Origin of the sequence: Aquimarina mycalae, assembly GCF_029906345.1 — a bacterium.
GTDB lineage: Bacteria > Bacteroidota > Bacteroidia > Flavobacteriales > Flavobacteriaceae > Aquimarina.
This window is the reverse complement of sequence record NZ_JARYGY010000001.1, coordinates 574066-596161: the sequence shown is the minus strand read 5'-3', so window position 1 is coordinate 596161 and position 22096 is coordinate 574066. Positions and strand designations below refer to the sequence as shown.

The window sequence follows — 22096 nt, the reverse complement described above, 5'->3', positions numbered from 1 at the left end:
TAAAGAAGAAATAGAAATTATGAAAAAATATTTTTTGATAACATTGTTAACAACGATTATTTTATCTTCTTGTGAAGAGGATAAAATACTCTTCGACGGAAACCAAGCGCTAGTAACTTTTTCGGCAGGAATAGTTGATCTCCCAATCGAGATAGATGCTACTGGATCTGTAGATGTAATTGCAAATGTAACTACGTTAAGTACATCTGAAAGAACTTTTAATGTAGCTGTTGTAGAAGATGAAACAACAGCAGGACCAACTACGTATTCTTTTGGATCTATTGTGATACCAGCGAATTCATATCATGGAACTCTCACTATTAACGGGGTAGATGATAATGTAACACCAACTCCAGAGAAGTTAGTTTTGAAAATTATTGAAGGTCAGGATTTTGTTACACCTGATGAGAATTTGATTGTTAATATTTTTCAGGTTTGCCCAGTGAGTGATACACTTTTTACAGGGATGTATAGAATTGATGAAATTACACCTTTCCTACCTTTTAGTGGCCCGACATTAAATAATGGAGGTGTCGTGGAAATTACATCAGATGGATTGACGAGAGTATTTAATACTCCTAATTTTCCCAATTTTTGCTCTGCACCGATACCTTTCACTTTTAACTTAGTCTGTAATGAAACTGTTGTAATTATCCAGAACACTAATTGTGCCTGTAATAGTGGCACCGATTGGTTTGGACCAAGCACAAGTGGTAACTCAAGTTACGACCCTAGTGATGACTCGGTATTTGAAGTTACTTTTTCGAATGATGTACAAAACGATTGTGGTTCAGGACCTGTTCAAACTACATATAGATTTACTAAACAATAAAATGTTAGTTAAATTCCTTAATTAATTGTTTTAGATATTTATATGGATAAATAAGGAATAATGAGGTTATTATCTCACCTCATTATTCTTTATACATATTTATTTTTTTAAATAGTAAAAACTCTAATTTGTAGAAAAGACGGATTAATTGACAACGTTGAATTTTCAGCAAATAAAGGGTGGATAACTAATAATAATCAGAATAAGACCATTTTTGTTAAGCAATTTCATTAAACTTTGCTTTTATGAATATTTGAGTTCGCCACCATATAGACCTCTTATTCTGAATTAATGTACAGCATCCTTCTGTAATAGACTGGATGCTGTACTTTTTTAGAATAAACTATTTTATTATTAGTTTAAAGCTTGATTGCCCTGTTCCTCTGTTCTTATTCTATATGTATTTTGTATGTCTGATACAAAAATTTTTCCATCACCTATTTCACCCGTTTTTGCAGCATTAATAATGGTGTGGATGGTCTTTTCTTCGAATTCATCAGATACAACTATAGATAAATACCTGCGTTGTATATCTGAAGTATCATAACTTATACCTCTATATACATGACCTTTTTTTTCATTTCCAACACCTGTTACATCCCAATATGTAAAGAAGTTAACTTCGATTTCATGTAATGCATCTTTTACTGCTTTAAACCTTGATTTTCGTATGATTGCTTCTATTTTTTTCATGTGATAACGTTGTTTAGAGATTAGTGAATTCTAAAACTGTGATTGATACTGGATTAAAAATAATAGTTTCTTATTTTACGATCCACATCCCTAAAAATACTAAAAGAAAGCCTATAATAAATGAGCCAATCGTATACATGAAAAAACTTAAGAAATCACCTGAACGTAAAAACAGATGATTTTCATAAGCAAAGGTTGAAAAGGTAGTGAATCCACCACAAAATCCAGTTGCAAGTAATAAAACCGTGTTTTGAGATACAGCATTATTTTTCAGCGCCAATCCTAAAATGACCCCGATAAGAAAACTCCCTAAAGCATTAGCAGCAAAAGTCCCATAAGGAATTCCATTTGTTGGGTCGTTTAAGAATTTACCAATAAGATATCTAGCTACACTACCAGTACCTCCACCAATAAACACCAGTATTAGCTGTTTCATTTAGAAGTATAATTTAAAATTGAGTACCACATAAAATTTAAGTTAAAGACACCTAAATTTTATGTTGTACGTTATTCTTATTGTATTGGGATATATATTTCTGTAATCCATTCTGCTGGATTAGGTTGTAAACCAGGATCGGTTCTGTATACTTCAAATGCGGGAGATGCTGCGTTAGCTTCTAAGCCATTATCATTAATATACTTATAACCAGCTTCCCAAGCTTCTTTCAGATTTGAAATATCTCCTTTTAAAGTAGTTTTTACGACTCTTTGTTTTGGTAGTGAACCACATAAAATATTACTATCCGTAGGAGTAATTACTTCTTCTCTAACTGGTATCCCTGTAGAATAAATAGCAGTCCCTTGTTCTTGATTGAATTCATTATATAAAGTAAAAGGCATACCAGTCTGTGGAAGGTTGTTTTGTTTTACATATGCCATTACCGCTGGAAGCATTTGTGCCATTTTCTGTGGGATTTCAGCAATTGATGAAGCTGTAGCACTATACATATAAAAACCACCTTTATGTTCTGTGATACCATCTACATTTACAGAGTATTCTTTCATTTTTTCATGTACAAAAACATCAAGTTTTTCTAAACCTTTACGATACATAGGCTTTAGGTTTTTAGAAAGTGTACTGTCTTGGGTCATCCAAAATGCTTTTTCCATAAAGGATTGTTCACCTTTCATTCCCCAGGTAACTTTGGTTTTTTTACCTTCTATTTTTTCAAATTTCCAATATACATCACTAATACTTTCGCCCATTGGTGTAATAAAAGTAATTTTTTGGTCTATGCTAGAAAATGGAGCTGTTTTAATCGTTTTCATACTTCCATCTCCTTGTGTCTCACTCTTCCAGCTATAAGAAGCACCATTGCCACTAGTCTGACTTGAATATTCCATGATTAAGTCGTCAGATTCATCCATCCAAGGACCCCACTTTTCCCACGTTTTATACTCATTAATAGTGTTAAAAAGTAATTCGTCTGGTGCATCGATAACCCTGCTTTCTTCCGCCTGAAATGTGCCATCTTTTGTTGCAACATATACACCACCACCAATGACTATGAGTAATAAAAGAAAAAATAAATATTTTATGATTTTCATGTTAGTTAGTTTAGATTGTTTGAGTAGCTAATATAATCAATTTTTAAAATGAGTTTTAGTCAATAGATTCTCAGAGAGTTAATGTCTGGGTACAAATGTAAATAGACTAAACAGAAAATTAAATCTTGGATTTTTTTTATTTCGTTACATTTGCTGAAAACAATAAACAAAAACAAATGAAACTTAATCGTATAGTATTTTTTATGGCTGTCAGCGTTATGCTAATAGCTTGTAAAAATGATCCAAGTATACAGGATCAGATTAATCAACAAGAAACAGAAAAGGAAGCTGTAGAAGAAAAATTTGACTACGTTGTAGAACAGTTTGCTGATATTAAGGTATTAAGATATCAAATTCCAGGATGGGAAAATCTTTCTTTAAAAGAGCAAAAATTAGTGTATTATCTTACACAGGCAGGTCTAAGTGGAAGAGATATTATGTGGGATCAAAACTATCGTTATAATTTAAGTATTCGTAAAGCACTAGAAAAAGTGTATACTTCATATGCTGGAGATAAAACAGCAAATGATTGGAAGGCTTTTGAAACATATCTGAAACGAGTATGGTTCTCTAACGGAATCCATCACCATTATAGTAATGATAAAATTCAACCAGAATTTAATAAAGATTATTTAAATAATCTTTTAACAGAGACTAACACTGAATTATCTAAAGAAGCAATTGAGGTTATCTTTAGTGAAGCTGACGCTAAGAAAGTAAATCAAGCTAAAGGTGTAGACAATGTAGCATTGTCTGCAGTTAATTTTTATGGCCCAGGAGTGACCAATGATGACGTAACATCTTTTTACGGAAAGATTAAATCTCCTGATCCGAAAAAACCACTTTCGTATGGATTAAATTCTCAGTTGGTAAAAGAGAATGGAGAACTTAAAGAGCGCGTGTATAAATCTGGCGGTTTATACGGTCAAGCTATAGATGAAATTATCAAGTGGTTAGAAAAAGCGCAAGGTGTTGCTGAGAATAAAGCACAAGGCGATGCATTAAGTTTATTGATTCAATATTACAAAACAGGTGATTTACAAACTTGGGACGATTATAATGTAGCATGGACAGCTGCTACAGAAGGGAATATTGATTATATCAACAGTTTTATTGAAGTGTATAATGATCCACTTGGATATAGAGGATCTTATGAAACAATCGTGCAGATTAAAGATTTTGATATGTCTAAAAAAATGGCTGTTTTATCAGAAAATGCACAATGGTTCGAAGATAATTCTCCATTGATGGAGGAACATAAAAAAGATAGCGTAGTTGGTGTTACATATAAGGTTGTAACGGTTGCAGGAGAAGCTGGAGATGCATCCCCTAGTACTCCAATTGGTGTAAATCTTCCTAATGCTAACTGGATTAGAGCTGCTGTAGGATCTAAATCTGTTTCTCTTGGTAATATCATAGGAGCGTATAACAATGCAGGTAGTTCTGGTCGTCTTAAAGAATTTGTACACGATGATGAGGAGTATGAATTAGAGAAAAAGTACGGTCAATTGGGTGATAAGTTGCATACAGCATTACATGAAGTAGTTGGGCATGCATCTGGTCAATTAAATCCTGGAGTAGGAGAGACAAAAGAAACTTTAAAGAATTATGCATCAACAATGGAAGAAGGTCGTGCTGATCTTGTGGGTCTATATTATTTAATGGATCCTAAATTACAAGAATTAGGGTTAGTAGAAGATTGGGAAAAAGTAGGAAAAGCTGCCTATGATGGATATATTAGAAATGGATTAATGACGCAGTTAATACGCCTTAATCTAGGAGATGATGTAGAAGAAGCACATATGCGTAATCGTCAATGGGTAAGTGCTTGGGCTTTTGAACAAGGAGCAAAAGATAATGTAATCGAAAAAGTAACTAAAGAAGGTAAAACGTATTATAATATTAATGATTATATGAAATTACGTGATATTTTTGGACGTTTATTAAGAGAAACGCAGCGTATCAAATCAGAAGGAGATTTTAAGGCTGCCGAAGCATTAGTTGAAGGATATGGTGTAAAAGTAGATCAAGCTATTCATGCAGAAGTGCTAAAAAGAAATGAGCAATTTACATCAGCTCCATATAGTGGTTTTGTAAATCCAGTATTAGTTCCTGAAATGAATGAGAGTGGAGAAATTATGAAAATAAATGTAACTCAGCCTAAGGATTTTGTAACTCAGATGTTAGAGTATAGCAAAACCTATGGTTTCTTACCTGAAGTGAATTAAAAAGTAGTATTGTAAATATATAAAACACCATTTGGTATAAATTCCAAATGGTGTTTTTTTATAGATGTATTATGAAGCAATATCCAATGCACCGATCTTAGTGAGTTGTCGTGTAACCATAATTTTGCTATCATCATCTAGGTTGCATTCAATTTGATTAATTGGCAATGGTTTATTTTGAGATAGTAAATTATTTAAAAAAGACTCACATGCTATCGGCATGGTTAATTTAAGATCATAGAATTTCACATCGATTTTTTTACAATTTGCAAGCATTCTAAATTTATTCTTTTCACGAATTTTGATTTTAGAATTGTGATTGATGTTGTCAATGTTTATTATTTGATGTAGATGACCTTGCGCTATGGGCTTTTGTCTGCTATAGAAATCATCGATAATTTCTTCATCGAGTTGCAATCCTTTAATCAGTTTTGTTACTACATTAGTGACCTCTTCAATTTCTTTGTTTTTGTTATTTTCATCCATAGCATGGAATTTAGTGAATTTCCTTAGAGGTAGAATATGTTTAGATTTTTCAATAAGAACCTCTGCCACATGTTCTGCCCATGTTTTTCCGAGGATACCTGTGGTAATATGTCCTGAGTTCTTGTTAGTACAATAAGCATCGTGTACAACTCCTCTTGGGATATATAATACATCTCCTTTCTCTAAAGTAAATTCATCTATCACATTGCCAGGAATGAATTCATCTTTTTCAAAAGGGGTTGTTTTATCTGCTAATGGTACCGATTGATCATATATACGCCAGTTTTTGGAGCCTTCAAATTGAAAAATAAATACATCATGTGTATCATAATGAGTAGAGAAACCTTGTGATTTTTTCGGAGTTAAATAAATATTTGTCTGTACGCGATGTTTGAAAAAGGTTTCTAACTCATTGGTTAATTTTCTTAAGCTGTAAATTTTGTTTTGAAGTCCAGACATAACTAAAGTACTTCCGCTTTCAAAAGCTTTAGAAAATTTTAGTGGATCTATAATATCAGAGTTTTTTATAGTGTATTTTTTATGATCAGGTTTCTCTGTTTTAGAATGATCTGCTAATCTAAAATCTGGATGATGGTTTGTTAGAGAAAATAAAATAGCATCAAGATCTTTTATGGATAATAGGTTTTCAAAAATGTTTCGATCTTTATTTTTGATAACTACATGCTTTTTTTCAAAATATTCATTAAAAAAAGTATTAGTAGTTAATGGATATAATATTTCCTGTAGATTCATCTTTAATATTTTTATGTGAATGGCGATTTTAAAATGGTTTAGCATATGCTATATGTAACCGCATAATGTTATAGGTTAAAAGGATTATGATAAGAACAAGCTGAGAGTATTAGAAAACTTGTTAGAAAAATGACTAAGCAGGTTTTCTTAAAAATATCACCTTTAAAAAATCGTAGTTGTTTGATGTTACTATATCCGTATCTGATCATAACTCTAATATTTGGTTTTGTTAAAATTACGGATGGGTTCGAAGCAAAAAAATACCCAAAAGAGGGTATTTTTCCAGTTACAGTTTTGTAAAATAATTAGGTAACTTTTTTTGTTTTTAAAATCGGATTCATCAAATTAATCCGAGTCTGCGCAATTAACTCCTGCTCCAATAGTATCTCCACTATTACTATCTGTGCATACAGGACTATCTGTAGTACAGGAAGTCAGTGCAAGTGATGATACGATTAGGGCAGAATAGAAAGTTCTTCTGAAATTGTAGTTTTTAGAAACATTATCAATTTCAAAATCTGAAAGTTTCAATTTTGTCATAATTAAATATTTTAAAGTTTTGCTGAAATTAAAAAGAGGTGAAGCATAAAAAAATACCCAGTTACAGGTATTTTTATGGCTAATTGATAAGATAATAGTCAATACATTTAGTTTTTTGTATATGATAATGTATTAGAGTCTCCACTACTTATACTGCCAGTAAATGTATTAACGGTACTGCCATTATCCCTAACGGTTATGGTATATGATGCAGAACCACCGCTAAAATGATTTACATAGAATTGATAGACGCCAGATGGTCCGCCATTAGCCCAAGTAATATTTTCTGAATTACCTCCAGCACAGTTTCCTGTGCAGTCGACATCCAATGCTCCGCCAGAGCTGGATTGTGTATTGTTAAATGATAATGTTTCACCATTTGGATCTCTTACATATAGGTCCAAGTCTGCACCACCTGACCAGGTTAAGTTAAATCTTGGACTCCCATCTTGTCCTGCGAGACCTCCGCAATCAGCAGCGTCCACTAAACCTTGGCAAGAAGGTTCATCACAATTACCACAAAGCATTGCGACATCTCTGATATTTGCTCTTGAAATATTACCCGAAGAAGTTTGTGCAAATTCATAACATTTGATATCATGGCATACCTGTGATAGGTCAGCACAAATTCCCTGATTAATCAAGAAATCAAAATTTCCTGTACCTGCTGTTGCTCCATTTGTATTTACTGGAACAAAATAAATGGGTCCACTAGTTCCAAAACGCATTCCAACAGCATTAACATTACCATTCGGAGCATTAAAGGATATAGAATTGGTCATGGCTTGTCCTGATGAAATAGGAACAACATTGGATGAACCAGCTCCTATAGTAATGGATTCATCAATTTGCACTGTACTTGGGTCTACTACAAAAGAACCAGGAGGTAACACTAAATTGTCGTTCATAAGGTTAGAAATTTGTACAGAATCAGAAATTCCTGGATTTCCAGAATCGCCATTGTCTTCACTACAACTGCTACATATCAGTAAACCAATAATCGTAAATAGATAAAAATTTTTCATTAGAAAGATGTTTTTTGTTTACATCAAATCTATCTTAGAAAAGAGCATAAAAAAATACCCAAAACAGGGTATTTTTGTTTAACAGTAGATACGTTGTAAGCGTTAAAAATCATACTTTTTTTCGATAGCATATCTCAGTAATTCTCCTTTTCCGTGAAGTCCTAGTTTCCGAATGATATTTTTACGATGTGTTTCTACGGTTGACACAGAATTAAATCTAATCGCTGCAATCTCTGAAGAGGTTTTTCCTTGTCCGATCAGTGTAAGTATTTCTCTTTCGCTTTTTGATAACACTTGCTTTTTTACTTGTTGAGCAGCTTCCTCAGAGAAAAACGAAGGATCAATGGTAGCATCATAATAAGTATTTCCTTTCATTACTTCTTGGATAGCTTTAAGAACTTCATCTAATGGAGAGTTTTTAAGCAAATATCCAGAAGCTCCTGCAGCTACCATTTGTCTTACAGCATCTTCTTGATCAAACATAGAAAAAGCAATGACTTTAGTATGTGGTAACTCTTTTTTGATAATTTTTGTGGCAGCTATACCATCAATTTTAGGCATTCTAATATCCATCAATACTACTTTGGGTCGTTTTCTCCGAACAATCGATAATAATTTCTCTCCATCATTAGCCATGCCAACAATACTTATTTCTTCTTCGTATTTCAATAATAAATGAATTCCATCGATTAAAGATTGATGATCTTCTGCTATAGCTACTGTGATCATATAGGTATGTTTATGATGATATTGGTTCCTTTTCCTACGGTAGAATCAATTTCGAATGTTCCTTCCATATGTTCTATTCGTTTTTCAATACTTTTTAATCCCATTCCATCTTTTTCGGGTAATATTTTAGCCTGAAAACCTTTTCCGTTGTCCTCAACTATAATATTCAGTAAAGAATCATGATTGGTAAGAGAGATATGAATTTCGGTTGCATTGGCGTGTTTAATGGTGTTGGTAATCAACTCCTGAATAATTCTGAAAATTGATATCTCTAAGGTATTGTCTAATCGTTCATCTAACCCATAATCCTGAACTTCGATTTGTAATCCATCACTATTAGAGGCTTTTTTAGCAAGGTTTTTTATTGCAGGTAATAATCCTTGTTTAGCCATAACTCCACTATTTTTTTCATGAGCAATCGTACGAACTTTTTGATAGGCTTCCTCTAGGAGGTTGTTTGTTTTGGTAAATAATTCTTCAATGTTCTCTACTTTTGGATTGTCTCTATTGTGTTGCAAGTGATCAAAATGAAGTTTTACTGTTGCTAGCGTACTTCCTAGATTATCATGAAGATCATTAGCTAATCGTTGTCGTTCTTTTTCTTGACCAGAAATCATAGCATCAATTGCTGTGAGTTCTTGTTCTTTGAGAAGCTTTTCGGTTTTTTGAATTTCGATCTCCCGTTCTTGTTCTGCAATGCGTTGCTTACGTTTGGTGTTTTTATAGATTAAAAATGCAATAATGAATCCAAAAATAAATAACGAAATAGAGCCAATTAACAAGTTCCTGTTTCTTTTCTCACGTGCCTCGGTTTTTAGGTTCGTATTAAGTAGTTGAACTATTTTTTTTTCTTTTTCAATGGTTTGATATTCGGTTTCTTGATTTGAAACTTTTAGTTTGTTTTTAGCTTGTTCAGCTTCTATCTCTGCTCTAAGATATTTATTGTTGAAAACTAAGTGTTTTTGTTCATCTCCTATAGCTTTATATGCTTGCGATTTATAGGAAAACACAAATTTCTCTAACAATTTATAGACGTAATCTTCTTTAAGAATTTTTACAGATTTTAATGTCTCTAATGATTTTTTTGGTTTTCCAGATTCTAATTCTAAAATTGCTTTGGTGATTTTAGTAGCTTCGAGCCTTTCTTTTTCGAAATATCCTAAATGCTCCTTTTCTAATGTTTTAAATGTTCTGTTAAGATAGAATTTCGCGCTATCATAATTTTTTCTATCAAGCAATCTGTAATGCGTTAAATGCGTTAAATCCCTCTTGGCTTCAAAAGCAGGCGATCTAAGATGTTCTAATTGTTCTTTTATACTATAGAAATATTCGGAAGAATAGTTCTTTAAAGACCTTTGCCTCACTCTGTAGTCATATAACCTTGATAAATTCTTCTCAAAATCATTGTAGGCATACTTTTGATACTCTTTTATGAAATATGTATAGGAATTGTCTCCAATCGCAATATGAAAACGTTCATATATTTCCAAAACGTATTGAATAGATAAGCAAACCATTAAAGAATCATTTTTCTCTTTTGCCAGATTTATACTTTTCTTCAATAGTTCATAGGCTTCAACTTCTTTTCCTTCTTTAATATATTTATGTAAAGCATTGTTGATTAGTTCTACGTTAAATGCGGTAGATGTTGAATCATTAGTATGTTTAAATACGTTTTGATTAAAATCGAAAATACCTTTAGATACAATCCCTAAGTACTCTTGAAGTTCTCTTTTTAAGGTAATATCAGAAAAGGTGTTTAAAACTAACATTGCCTTTTCGTATTCTCCTTTTTTAGTATATAAAAAAAAATCTTCCAACTCCTCTTGGGAAAAAGAGTTGAAAGAGATTATAAATGTGAATATGATTAATAAATGTTTCAAGCTTGATTAATTATTGTAGATAAATCAGGTGCACATATTCCTAGTCCAGGTGTTCCAATTCCTCCGTCATCGATACTTTTAAAAACACCGTTAGAATTATATGGACGTGTACCAATCTCGATAACAGTGTCTCCATCTCTTCTGTATCTATACGGATCAAGGTATTTAGTTTTTATTGGATCTTCTTCATTGTAAACATCTGAAGGAGGTAAATGTCTTTCTAAACCAGTTCTTAAAACAAAATCGTGATCAATAGGTTGTGGAAGTTTTAAAATTACTCCTTCCTGAATTTCGTTAAAATTAAAAGGTGAAATTTTTAGAATTATGTTTACGTCTACTCTGTTTACTTCGTCTGGAGTAACTGGATTTTCGTTTAAGCTAATTAAAGGAGTCCCAGAGAATCCCATTGTAATTTCTCCTCTAAAATTTTGTATTCTAAAGTCACAATTGTACTTATATTCTGTAACCCCGAAATCATTTGCTTCAGAATAAATCTGATTAAATTTTATATAGATCATATAAAAAGTATTGTAATCTTGGTTGCCTAGAATGGGTTGCCAGTTTTGATTGTTTAAATTAACACTGAATTTAAGGTTTTCGTGCGCCATTGTTTTTGAAATTTAATTTTTAAAAGATTTAATTTTATTCAGAGATTCTAATCTCAGATTTAATTCTTCAGGGCTTACCCATTTAGATTCTATCTGATAATCTGAAGGAAATGAGATAGGTTTTAATTGAATTTTTTCGTTTTTAATTCTTTTTCTTAATGTAATTGCATAGTTATCTAGGTAAATTTGATCATTCGGAATGATGTTGAAATCATAATCATTGTTAATTATTTTTTCAGTTAACACTGTAATCTCTCCAACAGAACTACTAGTTAACCCGCCTAACTGCCACATTTCAAGTATAGAATTAGAGCAATCTTCTATGGTGTCAGTTTGCACTGAATTGAATATGATGTCCTTTCTGTTTTTTATTTCGGTATTAGGATCTTGATCTAGTGTTATTGGAGTTTTTAGCAATGAATAGGCTTTTAGGAATAAGAAAGGATTATCAAAATTTTGATTCCAATTTTCATTGTTTTCGTTTTTTTCTTTAACTATTATTTTGTTAATAGTATTATGAACTTCAATTAAGTCTTTATCTGGGTTTAAATTTTTAGAATGATTTTCGTTTGATTTTAACTTAGATACCCACATTTCTTTAATTTTGTTTTTATAATTAGAGTAAAAACAATCAATAGGGTAATATTTTTCTTTGTATTCTTTTAGTGGATTGCTTATAAATACATACTCTGTGTTATTTTTTTTTCCAAAACCAGAAATCATTTCTAGATGAGGACCACTACCATTATTAGTTTTTAAAATTATTGGAGAATCATTGTCGATTAAAGTTTTTCTGATAAACTCATAGCTCTTTAATTTGTCTAAATAATTATTTACAGTGTCACATTCAAAACCTCCTTTAAGAAATACTTCTTTTATGTGTTCTGTCTGTATGGATAGGCTATCACATTTTTTACTAGTATCAAGGCCACAACATTTTTCATTAGACCTTAATGTTCTTCTGTTGAATTCGTAATATTGTCCATAATGCTGAACTAGATCACACATTTCTTTTCCTATAGATGAGGAAGCATCCAACCCTTTAATCATTTGTGAAAGGCAAGCGGCCCAACACCATTGAGATTTTGGTGGTTGGGATTCATACCGCATTTTTGTGAATTTATAAAAAGATATTACAGTGTCATTATTAAGTGACCCATTATTAATATTAGGAAGTTCTTTTCTAATATTTGAAGCTAATGAATTACTACTACTCTCTTCGATATAAATAGAAGACTCATTATTAGAGTTGCCTTTATACAATTTTGTTCCAAAGAATGAAGCTGCTACAATTATTAGAGTTGAAGAAAGTATTTTTTTTAACATATTTTCTTTTGATTTAACACTCCAAAACTCTTCAAAAAAATAAAACCATTCCATACCCGATACAGGGTATTTTTGTCATTTTTGATAAAAATACCAAAAACAAATCTAAGCTAGATAGTAAATGATACTAGCAATAATTATAAGTACTTAATTGAAAACTAGGGGTATAGTTTAATTACTCTGGTCGTAAATACGTCTTTAAGACAAAAAGTAACAAAATAAAGATAATAAAACCGATGAGAATGAAAATACTGCCTTTGTAATATTTACGGTGTAGCTTAAGATCCTTACGATAGCTAAATATCATCAAAATGATAAAAGCAATGACAAAAAATCCTGCAAATATTAACTGACCAGTACTGAACATATTTTGTTATTTTTACGGCAAAGATAACTTATTAGGAGAAATACATGAAAGATAAAATTGCTGCGGTACAGGAATTTCATACCGCGTTCGAAATAGGGTATAAAAATGAGCCAATAGCAGATTTGGGAGTAGCTAAAAATACCCTTCGTTTTAACTTAATGAAAGAAGAAAACGAAGAATACCTTGAAGCAGCCCAGAATAATGACTTGGTAGAAGTGGCGGATGCGCTAGGGGATATGTTGTATATTTTATGCGGAACTATTATTGAACATGGGATGCAATATAAAATAGAAGAGGTGTTCAATGAGATCCAACGAAGTAATATGAGTAAATTAGGTGAAAACGGTAAACCTATTTATCGTGAAGATGGAAAGGTACTAAAAGGGCCTAATTATTTTAAACCTAAAATCAAGGAAATATTAGATAGATAAAAACAAAAAAATCCGGAATATATTCCGGATTTTTTTATCATTTTAATTTCTTATAAAACTTACACCTTTACTCTCCATCCAAAGGCATCTTCAGCTTTATTATATTGTATATCCATTAATGCTTTTTTGAAATGAGAAGCATAAGAGTTTTCTTGTTTCTGTAATTCATAATGTGCTCCTTGATAACCAAAAGCTTTTACAGGACTTACAACAGCGGCAGTTCCTGCACCAAATATTTCTTTTAGAGTTCCATTATTAGAAGCTTCAACTATCTCGCTCACTTTTATTGGTCTCACCTGTACATCAAATCCTTGTTTTTCGGCTAATGCAATTAAACTCTTACGAGTAATCCCATCCAAAATTCTATCACTTGTAGGTGCAGTTAATAAAGTGTCATTTATTCTAAAGAATACATTCATCGTCCCAGCTTCTTCAACATATTCGTGAGTATTAGAATCTGTCCAAATAATTTGTTGGTACCCTTGCTCTTTTGCTAATTTAGTTGGATAAAATTGACCAGCATAATTTCCTGCTGCTTTTGCATACCCAAAACCTCCATTAGCCGAACGACTAAATTTTTCTGCGACCAATACACTAACATTTCCGCTATAATAAGATTGTGCAGGAGAACAAATGATCATAAAACGGTATTCATCTGCTTCTGATGCAGAAACACTAGGCTGTGTAGCAATTACAAAAGGCCTAATGTATAAGGAGTTGCCAAAACCAGATTTAATCCAATCATTATCTAGTTTTAATAAAGTATTTAGTCCATCAAAGAAATATTCTTCAGGAAATTCTGGCATCGCCAATCGCTCTGAAGATTTATTAATCCTATTAAAATTTTCATCTGGTCTAAATAAAAAAGTATCTCCGTTATCGTCTTTATAGGCTTTCATACCTTCAAAAACCGCCTGTCCGTAATGAAATACGCGAGCAGAAGGATCAAGAGTAAGAGGTCCATAAGGGACAATTTTTGGAGTTTGCCATTCACCATTAATATAGTCACAGACAAACATATGATCTGTAAAAACTTTACCAAAAGCTAAGTTTTCAAAATCTATTTGTCCAATTTTAGATTCATTTACTTTGGTGATTTCAATCTCTTGCGGAACTGCATTTCTCATCCGAGTAGTTATTTATATGGTTGTGAAAGTTTATATAATCAGTTGTTGTGTTCTTGAATTAAGTCAGAAAAATAATAAAATACTTACGTTGGCTGAAATTCTTAACAAAAATACCCTTTTCTTGTAAATTAAAAATTTTAAAAATGTTTAATTTTGCTAAACACCATTAATAATAATGTATTATGAAAAAAATCGCACTGCTTTTTGCAGGATTATCATGTTTGATCGCTTGTAACTCAACTCAAAAAGAAGAAGAGTCTTTCTCTGTTAAAGATGTTGCCATACAAGAGTATAATAATTTTGGAGGAGCAGTTTCATCTGATAAAATCTATTATAAAAATGTAATTGCCGAAAAATATCAAAACCTTGAAGAAGGAGATACTATTGATATAGCTTTTGCCAGTACCGTTAATGATGTGTGTAAAGCTAAAGGATGTTGGATGAAAGTGGCTCTTGATAATGGGCAAGAGACTATGGTGAAATTTAAAGATTATGGTTTTTTTGTACCTAAAGATATTGAGAAAGATTCTGTAATTGTTCAAGGTAAAGCATACGTATCTGAAACCTCTGTAGAAGAATTACGCCATTTGGCTAGCGATGCAGGAAAAACAGAAGCCGAAATAGCAGCGATTACAACTCCTAAGAAAACTTTTTCTTTTATGGCAGAAGGGGTTTTGGTAAAACAATAATGAAAGGTAATTTAAAACGTGAAATAATTACCACTTCTGATGGCTCTACTACCATTCATTTTCCAGAAATAGATGAACATTATCATTCTAAACATGGAGCAATCAATGAAGCCAAACATGTATTTATCAAACATGGATTTGATCATGTTTTAGCAACAAAAACAATTAAAGAATTAAACATTCTTGAAATTGGGTTTGGTACAGGTTTAAATGCCTTTATAACGTGCCTTGAAGCTATAAAGATTAATCAAACCGTTAACTATGTGGGTGTCGAAGCATATCCTGTTGCTATAGATGAGATAAAGCAATTAAATTATGTAGCGCAATTATCTGAACAAGATTTTAATGTAATATTTGATGCGATGCATCAATCTTCCTGGGAAATTCAGAATGAAATATCTCCTACGTTTTTGCTGACAAAACGCAAACAGTTTTTTAAAGATATAAAAGATCAAAATCATTTTGATTTGATCTATTTTGATGCTTTCGGAGCGAGAGTACAACCAGAACTATGGAGTGTAGATATTTTTAAGAAAATGTATTGTGCACTCGGTGATGTAGGTGTTTTAGTTACTTATTCTGCAAAAGGTAGTGTGAGGCGCGCCATGCAGGAAGTAGGTTTTGTTGTAGAAAGACTTCCAGGACCACCAGGGAAACGAGAAATGTTAAGAGCAACAAAAAAGAAATAACTATTGTTTTTTTGAAAGTTTAGGATAACCTTTAACGATTGTTAAACCTATAATAAAGAGGTAGGTTATCTTGAGCGCTGATGTTATTTTGCACTAAATTAAGTAATAATGAAAGTTTTAATTACTGGTGCTACTGGTCTTATTGGTCAGGAAATAGTTAGGGTATGTCATCTGTCAAAAATAGATGTACATTATCTTAGTACGAGTAAAAGTAAACTAGTATCTGAAAAGAATTATAAAGGTTTTTATTGGAATCCCAGTTCAGGAGAAATAGATATAGAATGTTTTAAAGATGTTGAAGTAATTATTCATCTTGTAGGCGCTACTGTTGCCAAACGTTGGACAAAAGCATATAAACAAGAAATTCTGGCGAGTAGAATACAAACTACTTCTCTTCTTTTAGATACTCTAAAGCATACAAAACATACTGTTAGACATATAGTATCAGCAAGCGCAATAGGGATTTATCCAGATTCTTTTCAGAATTATTATATGGAAGATTCTCTCGAAAAAGACACTGGATTTTTGGGCGAAGTAGTCCAGAAATGGGAAAAGGCTGTTCAGGAATTTGAGACATTGGATATAGAAGTAAGCTTGTTAAGAATTGGATTAGTTCTTTCTGATAAAGGAGGAGCATTTCCTAAGATAGCTAGCCCTATTAAACAAGGAATGGGAGCTGTTTTTGGAGATGGAAAACAATGGCAAAGTTGGATACATCTTCATGATCTTGCACGCTTATTTATGTTTATTGTAGAAGAAGAATTGACAGGGATATTTAATGCTGTAGCTCCTAATCCAGTATCTAATGAAAAATTGACTACAGTTATTGCTAATGAAATGGAAAAGAAAATAGTGCTACCTAATGTGCCAAAATTTATGATGAAATTACTGCTTGGAGAAATGCACTCATTGTTGTTTAGTAGTCAAAGAGTTTGTAGTAACAAAATCTTGCAAACTGGTTTTGAGTTTACATATGATAATATTGCTCAAGCAGTCGGAGATTTGGTTGAGTAATCAATAAAAAAAACCAACATTAATAATGTTGGTTTTTTTTATTTTAAAACGAAGCGTTTTATTAAGCTTTCTTTGCTTTTAGACTAATTTTTAATTCTATATCATCGTTGATGAATTTATCACCAATATCTGTGAATATAGATTTCGATGCATAGTTTACACCCCAATCAGTACGATTAATAGTGAAGATGTCAGTTGTAAGTGTCATTACATCACCTTCAGTATTAGCAGTAGCAGGAAAAGAAATGTTTTTCTTGATACCTTTTATTGTAAGATTTCCTTCGATATACATTTTTCCTTCTTTTTCAGAAATACCAGTAACATCAAAAGATGCCTGTGGAAATTTTGCTACATTGAAGAAATGATCTTGACTTTCTTCAGAAGCTCCTTTAAGATGACCTTCTAAGCCTGCTTTTTCATCACCTTCAAGATCTGTTACATTGATCGTATTCATGTCAATAACAAAAGATCCACTTTGTATTTTTCCATCCAAAGTTTTTAAGCTTCCTTTAGAAAGACTAATCGTACCTGTGTGTTGACCAACAGGCTTTTTTCCTGTCCACTCTATTACACTTGTAGCATTGTCTACAACGTATGTTTCTGCAGTAGCTGGAGCTTCAACTACTTCTTCAGCAGCACTCGCTTCAGTGTCATTTTTTTTATCACCTTTACAAGCGACAGTACTTGCTATAATGGCTATAAAAGCAAATAAGTTCATCAATTTGGTCTTCATAATAATTCTAGTTTATAGTTTTGAAAGCCAAAATTATTTTTTTAGAAAATGAATAGTCTTAAATATATACTAAAATATTCCTGTGACATTATGACATTTATTCAAAAATGGCAGTACTTTTGCATCTTCAAAAAAGAAACTTATAAAAGGTACTAGTTACATGAGTAAGAAAAGTAAAAATACAGAAGATGTAAAAGATCAGGTAGAAGAGGTACTTGATACAACGGTTGAGGAAACTGAAATTGAAGAAGTAGATGCAGAAACGCAGCTAAAAGAAGATTTGGAAAAAGAAAAAGATAAGTTTTTAAGACTTTTTGCAGAATTCGAAAACTATAAAAAACGTACTTCTAAAGAGCGAATAGAATTATTTAAGACTGCTGGACAGGAAGTTATGCAATCTATGCTGCCAGTATTGGATGATTTTGATCGAGCGATGAAAGAGATAGAAAAATCTGAAGATAAAGATTTGATTAAAGGCGTAGAGTTGATTCATAATAAATTGAAGGAAACTTTAAAAAACAAAGGTTTATCTGAAGTAACGGTAACCGCTGGAGACGCATTTAATGCGGATGATCATGAAGCAATAACGCAGATTCCTGCTCCTAGTGATGAGCTAAAAGGTAAGATTGTAGATGTTGTAGAAAAAGGATATAAGTTAGGAGATAAAGTAATTCGTTTCCCTAAGGTGGTAACTGGACAATAAAAAAGATATGAAGGAAGATTTTTATGATATATTAGGCATTAGTAAAGGTGCTACGGAAGCTGAAATTAAAAAAGCATATCGTAAAAAAGCGATAGAATATCATCCAGATAAAAACCCAGGAGATACATCAGCAGAAGAGAAGTTTAAAAAAGCAGCTGAGGCGTATGAGGTATTAAGCGATCCAGATAAGAAGGCTCGTTATGACCAGTTTGGCCATCAAGCCTTTGAAGGTGGCGGTGGTTTTGGCGGTGGTTTCGGCGGCGGCGGAATGAATATGGATGATATATTCAGTCAGTTTGGAGATATCTTTGGCGGAGGCGGTTTTGGCGGTTTCGGTGGAGGCGGCGGAAGACAACGTCGTGTAAAAGGTAGTAACCTAAGAATACGTGTCAAACTTACCCTAGAAGAAATCGCTAATGGTGTAGAAAAGAAAATTAAAGTAAAACGTAAGATTCAAGCTCCAGGAACTACGTATAAAACGTGTAGCACCTGTAATGGTAGTGGTCAAATGACCAGAATAACCAATACAATCCTTGGTAGAATGCAAACCTCTACTACCTGTTCTACTTGTGGAGGAGCTGGTCAGAGTATCGACAAAAAACCATCCGATGCAGATGGGCAAGGTTTAAAAATCTCTGAAGAAACGGTTAGTATTAAAATACCTGCAGGAGTAGAAGATGGAATGCAACTTAAAGTATCTGGGAAAGGAAATGAAGCACCAGGAAATGGTGTGCCAGGTGACTTGTTAGTTGCAATAGAAGAACTTGATCATGCAGAATTACAACGTGAAGGGGATAATCTTCATTATGACCTTTATATTAGTTTTTCTGAAGCAGCATTAGGAGCTTCTAGAGAGATCGATACAGTATCTGGTAAGGTTCGTATTAAGATTGAAGAAGGAGTTCAGAGTGGTAAGATATTACGACTTAGAGGAAAAGGTATTCCTAGTATTAATGGTTATGGCAAAGGAGATTTGTTGGTTCATGTAAATGTATGGACACCAAAAACATTAAATAAAGAACAAAGAGAATTTTTTGAAAGAATGGCGAAGGATGATCATTTCAGACCTAACCCAGATAGCAGAGATAAATCATTTTTTGAAAAAGTAAAAGATATGTTTTCTTAATAAAGTAGAAGTTTCTATTCATTTTAGAATCATTCTTCTATGCTAATTTTTGTTTAATAAAAATTCGTATATTTGAAACATCACTAGCGCATTTAGTGATAATTTTTCTTTTTCATAGCAATTTTTTTCCCATCCTTAATACTTGTATTCAGGGTGGGTTTTGTTTTTTTAAGCTTTTGTTTACTAGTGAGTTGTAGTATAACTAGTGTTTCTTCTAATCAATTATCATTCTCATTATGAGTACGGATCTACTTATGTATGGCTATTTTATTTTATTTCATTAATATTTTGACTTAATTAGCATAAGTTTTTGAATTTTCGAATAAATCACATTTTTATATATGACTCATCTTTTAGAGGTACAACATGCAACAAAAAAATTTGGAGATTTTATTGCTCTGAATGATGTTTCCATTCAAGTACCTAAAGGAAGTATTTTTGGGCTGTTAGGACCTAACGGAGCTGGTAAAACAACACTGATACGTATTATTAACCAAATTACGCTTCCAGATACAGGAAACGTGTTTCTTGATGGAGAACCATTACAACCACATCATATTAAAGATATTGGTTACTTGCCAGAAGAACGAGGCTTGTATAAGTCTATGAAAGTAGGAGAGCAGGCTTTATACTTGGCACAGTTAAAAGGACTTAGTAAAAAAGAAGCTATAGAGCGTTTAAAATATTGGTTTGATAAATTTGATATATCACATTGGTGGGATAAAAAAATACAAGAACTTTCTAAAGGAATGGCCCAAAAAGTACAGTTTATTGTTACAGTACTTCATAGACCTAAATTATTGATATTTGATGAACCATTTAGTGGATTCGATCCGATAAATGCAAATGTGATTAAAGATGAAATTCTACAACTGCGTGATGAAGGAGCAACCGTAATATTTTCTACACATCGAATGGAAAGCGTAGAGGAGTTATGTGATCACATAGCGTTAATCAATAAATCCAATAAAATACTGGAAGGGAAAGTTTCTGATATCAAAAGAAAATATAAATCAAATACTTTTGAAGTTGGTTTGTTATCAGAAAATAAAGATAATTTGCTGGAAACATTACAAAGCAAATTTAGTACTGAGCCAGCAGATTTTAAAACACTCGAAGATCAGCTAAAATTGAAAATATCTTTGGATGAAAAGACATCTCCAAATGAACTTTTGATGTTTTTAGCAGAAAAAGCACAAGTTGTACGATTCAATGAGGTAATACCAAGTGTTAACGAAATATTCATTAAAACCATTACAGAAAATGAGTAGTAATCTACAATTAATTATCAAGAGAGAATTTATTGCTCGTGTTCGTAATAAAACGTTTATCGTGATGACTTTTTTAAGCCCACTAATTATGGTGGGAATGATTGCATTAATCACCTGGTTAACAACTCTAAATAACGATGAGATTAAAAAAGTTGCTTTTGTTGATGAAACAGGATTATTTACAACTGACCTTAAAGATTCTGAAGAGGTAAAATATATTAATTACAGTAGTTTTGATCTTGAAGAAGCGAAAGACTCTGTGATTTCTAAAAAATTATATGGTTTATTATATGTTCCAAAGAAATCTTCTAATCGAGAACTATCAGAATCTATTCAGTTCTATGCAGAGGAATCCCCTAATTTTTCAGTGCTTAATACTATAGAACGAATTATCGCCAATAAATTAACAAAACAAAACTATAAAGCAGAAGGATTAGATTTATCAGCAATCGAAGGTTCTAAAGCAAGAGTAAATATTCAGATAGAAAACTTTTCTGGAGAGAAAACATCTAAAATGTCTAATTATGTTAAGATGGCTTTTGGAGGTCTTGCAGGATACCTATTGATGATGTTTATCATTATTTATGGTAATATGGTAATGCGTTCTGTAATCGAAGAAAAAACCAATCGTATCATCGAAATAATTATCTCTTCTGTAAAACCGATGCAGTTAATGCTGGGTAAAATTCTAGGAACTTCTTTTGCTGGGATTTTGCAGTTTTTTATTTGGGTTATTCTAGGTGGAATACTTCTTTTAGTTGCTACCAGTGTGTTGGGGATAGATCCACAACCAGTTGGTGTAGACCCTTCGATCGGATTACAAGAAAATAATCAACAGGAAATACAACTCTTGATGCAAGACATCTTGAAACTTCCTTTAGTAACTTTGGTGTTTTCGTTCTTTATATATTTTATAGGAGGATATTTCTTATATAGTTCTATTTATGCTGCTATTGGAGCGGCTGTGGACAGTGAAACTGATTCGCAACAATTTATGTTACCTATTATATTACCGCTGATGTTAGGGATTTATGTTGGTTTTTTTGCAGTGATAGAAAATCCTCATGGTACTGTTTCAACTATATTTTCTATGATCCCCTTAACGTCTCCAATTGTAATGTTAATGAGGATTCCATTTGGAGTGCCTTGGTGGCAGATAGTAATATCTATTCTGCTATTGATTGGAAGTATTATTTTTATGGTATGGATTGCAGGTAAAATCTATAGAATTGGTATCTTGATGTATGGTAAAAAACCAAGTTATAAAGAATTGTTTAAGTGGTTAAAATACTAAC

Annotated in this window: 23 protein-coding genes; 10 read left to right on the top strand and 13 right to left on the bottom strand. The window is 32.3% G+C overall.

The genetic code is table 11. The features are described 5' to 3' along the window. The first annotated feature begins 19 nt into the window (after positions 1–19). Complete coding sequence (locus QBK95_RS02550; RefSeq protein ID WP_280930233.1) at positions 20–832, top strand: hypothetical protein; 813 nt, start codon at positions 20–22, stop codon at positions 830–832. Positions 833–1186: 354 nt separating this feature from the next. Here the strand turns inward: QBK95_RS02550 and QBK95_RS02545 are convergent, their stop codons facing one another. The 3 genes from QBK95_RS02545 to QBK95_RS02535 all read right to left on the bottom strand — a co-directional run bounded on the left by QBK95_RS02545 (position 1187) and on the right by QBK95_RS02535 (position 3073). After that, on the bottom strand, positions 1187–1525 hold the full coding sequence (locus QBK95_RS02545; protein WP_280930232.1) for a P-II family nitrogen regulator: 339 nt from the start codon (positions 1523–1525) through the stop codon (positions 1187–1189). Between the two features lie 70 nt (positions 1526–1595). Beyond that, positions 1596–1961: a fluoride efflux transporter CrcB gene (gene crcB / locus QBK95_RS02540; RefSeq protein WP_280930230.1), complete on the bottom strand. Its 366-nt coding sequence runs from the start codon at positions 1959–1961 to the stop codon at positions 1596–1598. Positions 1962–2038: 77 nt separating this feature from the next. Then, positions 2039–3073 carry an SRPBCC family protein gene (locus tag QBK95_RS02535; RefSeq protein ID WP_280930228.1) on the bottom strand — a complete coding sequence of 345 codons (1035 nt, stop codon included), beginning with the start codon at positions 3071–3073 and terminating at the stop codon, positions 2039–2041. 176 nt (positions 3074–3249) lie between these two features. On the opposite strand from QBK95_RS02535, the gene QBK95_RS02530 reads away from it, so the two are divergent. Further along, the gene (locus tag QBK95_RS02530) at positions 3250–5301 is read left to right on the top strand and encodes a dipeptidyl-peptidase 3 family protein (RefSeq protein ID WP_280930227.1); all 2052 of its coding nucleotides are present in this window, start codon (positions 3250–3252) and stop codon (positions 5299–5301) included. 69 nt (positions 5302–5370) lie between these two features. Here the strand turns inward: QBK95_RS02530 and QBK95_RS02525 are convergent, their stop codons facing one another. From QBK95_RS02525 to QBK95_RS02490, 8 genes are all read right to left on the bottom strand, one after another. Then, positions 5371–6540, bottom strand: coding sequence for a cupin domain-containing protein (locus QBK95_RS02525; protein WP_280930225.1), 1170 nt, complete (start codon positions 6538–6540; stop codon positions 5371–5373). A 345-nt stretch (positions 6541–6885) separates the two neighbouring features. Then, the gene (locus tag QBK95_RS02520) at positions 6886–7080 is read right to left on the bottom strand and encodes a hypothetical protein (RefSeq protein ID WP_280930223.1); all 195 of its coding nucleotides are present in this window, start codon (positions 7078–7080) and stop codon (positions 6886–6888) included. A gap of 107 nt (positions 7081–7187) precedes the next feature. After that, on the bottom strand, positions 7188–8105 hold the full coding sequence (locus QBK95_RS02515) for a YfaP family protein (protein ID WP_280930221.1): 918 nt from the start codon (positions 8103–8105) through the stop codon (positions 7188–7190). Positions 8106–8207: 102 nt separating this feature from the next. Then, positions 8208–8834: a response regulator transcription factor gene (locus QBK95_RS02510; RefSeq protein ID WP_280930219.1), complete on the bottom strand. Its 627-nt coding sequence runs from the start codon at positions 8832–8834 to the stop codon at positions 8208–8210. Next, positions 8831–10717 (bottom strand): sensor histidine kinase, encoded by a 1887-nt coding sequence (locus QBK95_RS02505; RefSeq protein ID WP_280930217.1) that lies wholly within the window; start codon positions 10715–10717, stop codon positions 8831–8833. Before QBK95_RS02505 ends, QBK95_RS02510 begins: the two co-directional genes overlap by 4 nt. Further along, positions 10714–11325 (bottom strand): hypothetical protein, encoded by a 612-nt coding sequence (locus tag QBK95_RS02500; protein WP_280930215.1) that lies wholly within the window; start codon positions 11323–11325, stop codon positions 10714–10716. Before QBK95_RS02500 ends, QBK95_RS02505 begins: the two co-directional genes overlap by 4 nt. A 12-nt stretch (positions 11326–11337) precedes the next feature. After that, the gene (locus QBK95_RS02495; protein WP_280930213.1) at positions 11338–12705 is read right to left on the bottom strand and encodes a papain-like cysteine protease family protein; all 1368 of its coding nucleotides are present in this window, start codon (positions 12703–12705) and stop codon (positions 11338–11340) included. 121 nt (positions 12706–12826) lie between these two features. Then, the gene (locus QBK95_RS02490; protein ID WP_280930211.1) at positions 12827–13018 is read right to left on the bottom strand and encodes a hypothetical protein; all 192 of its coding nucleotides are present in this window, start codon (positions 13016–13018) and stop codon (positions 12827–12829) included. A 44-nt stretch (positions 13019–13062) separates the two neighbouring features. Here QBK95_RS02490 and QBK95_RS02485 point away from each other — a divergent pair, with 44 nt between their 5' ends. Next, a complete protein-coding gene (locus QBK95_RS02485) occupies positions 13063–13449 on the top strand; it encodes a pyrophosphohydrolase domain-containing protein (RefSeq protein WP_280930209.1) in 387 nt (128 codons plus the stop codon). A gap of 59 nt (positions 13450–13508) precedes the next feature. Here the strand turns inward: QBK95_RS02485 and QBK95_RS02480 are convergent, their stop codons facing one another. After that, complete coding sequence (locus tag QBK95_RS02480) at positions 13509–14576, bottom strand: branched-chain amino acid aminotransferase (protein WP_280930207.1); 1068 nt, start codon at positions 14574–14576, stop codon at positions 13509–13511. A gap of 182 nt (positions 14577–14758) precedes the next feature. Here QBK95_RS02480 and QBK95_RS02475 point away from each other — a divergent pair, with 182 nt between their 5' ends. The 3 genes from QBK95_RS02475 to QBK95_RS02465 all read left to right on the top strand — a co-directional run bounded on the left by QBK95_RS02475 (position 14759) and on the right by QBK95_RS02465 (position 16968). Next, on the top strand, positions 14759–15265 hold the full coding sequence (locus tag QBK95_RS02475) for a DUF4920 domain-containing protein (RefSeq protein WP_280930205.1): 507 nt from the start codon (positions 14759–14761) through the stop codon (positions 15263–15265). After that, a complete protein-coding gene (mnmC2, locus tag QBK95_RS02470; protein ID WP_280930203.1) occupies positions 15265–15954 on the top strand; it encodes a tRNA (5-methylaminomethyl-2-thiouridine)(34)-methyltransferase MnmC2 in 690 nt (229 codons plus the stop codon). The genes QBK95_RS02475 and mnmC2 overlap by 1 nt, the downstream gene beginning before the upstream one ends. Positions 15955–16062: 108 nt before the next feature. Beyond that, positions 16063–16968 (top strand): TIGR01777 family oxidoreductase, encoded by a 906-nt coding sequence (locus tag QBK95_RS02465; RefSeq protein WP_280930201.1) that lies wholly within the window; start codon positions 16063–16065, stop codon positions 16966–16968. Positions 16969–17029: 61 nt separating this feature from the next. Here QBK95_RS02465 and QBK95_RS02460 read toward each other — a convergent pair whose 3' ends face one another. Beyond that, positions 17030–17701: a YceI family protein gene (locus QBK95_RS02460; protein WP_280930199.1), complete on the bottom strand. Its 672-nt coding sequence runs from the start codon at positions 17699–17701 to the stop codon at positions 17030–17032. Between the two features lie 160 nt (positions 17702–17861). On the opposite strand from QBK95_RS02460, the gene QBK95_RS02455 reads away from it, so the two are divergent. The 4 genes from QBK95_RS02455 (at position 17862) to QBK95_RS02440 (ending at position 22095) form a co-directional block, all read left to right on the top strand. Beyond that, positions 17862–18404: a nucleotide exchange factor GrpE gene (locus tag QBK95_RS02455; protein ID WP_280930197.1), complete on the top strand. Its 543-nt coding sequence runs from the start codon at positions 17862–17864 to the stop codon at positions 18402–18404. Between the two features lie 7 nt (positions 18405–18411). Next, positions 18412–19530 carry a molecular chaperone DnaJ gene (gene dnaJ, locus QBK95_RS02450; protein WP_280930195.1) on the top strand — a complete coding sequence of 373 codons (1119 nt, stop codon included), beginning with the start codon at positions 18412–18414 and terminating at the stop codon, positions 19528–19530. 341 nt (positions 19531–19871) lie between these two features. Beyond that, positions 19872–20801: an ABC transporter ATP-binding protein gene (locus QBK95_RS02445; RefSeq protein WP_280930193.1), complete on the top strand. Its 930-nt coding sequence runs from the start codon at positions 19872–19874 to the stop codon at positions 20799–20801. Further along, entirely contained in the window at positions 20794–22095 is a 1302-nt protein-coding gene (locus QBK95_RS02440) for an ABC transporter permease (protein WP_280930191.1), read from the top strand. Before QBK95_RS02445 ends, QBK95_RS02440 begins: the two co-directional genes overlap by 8 nt. Position 22096 lies beyond the last annotated feature (1 nt).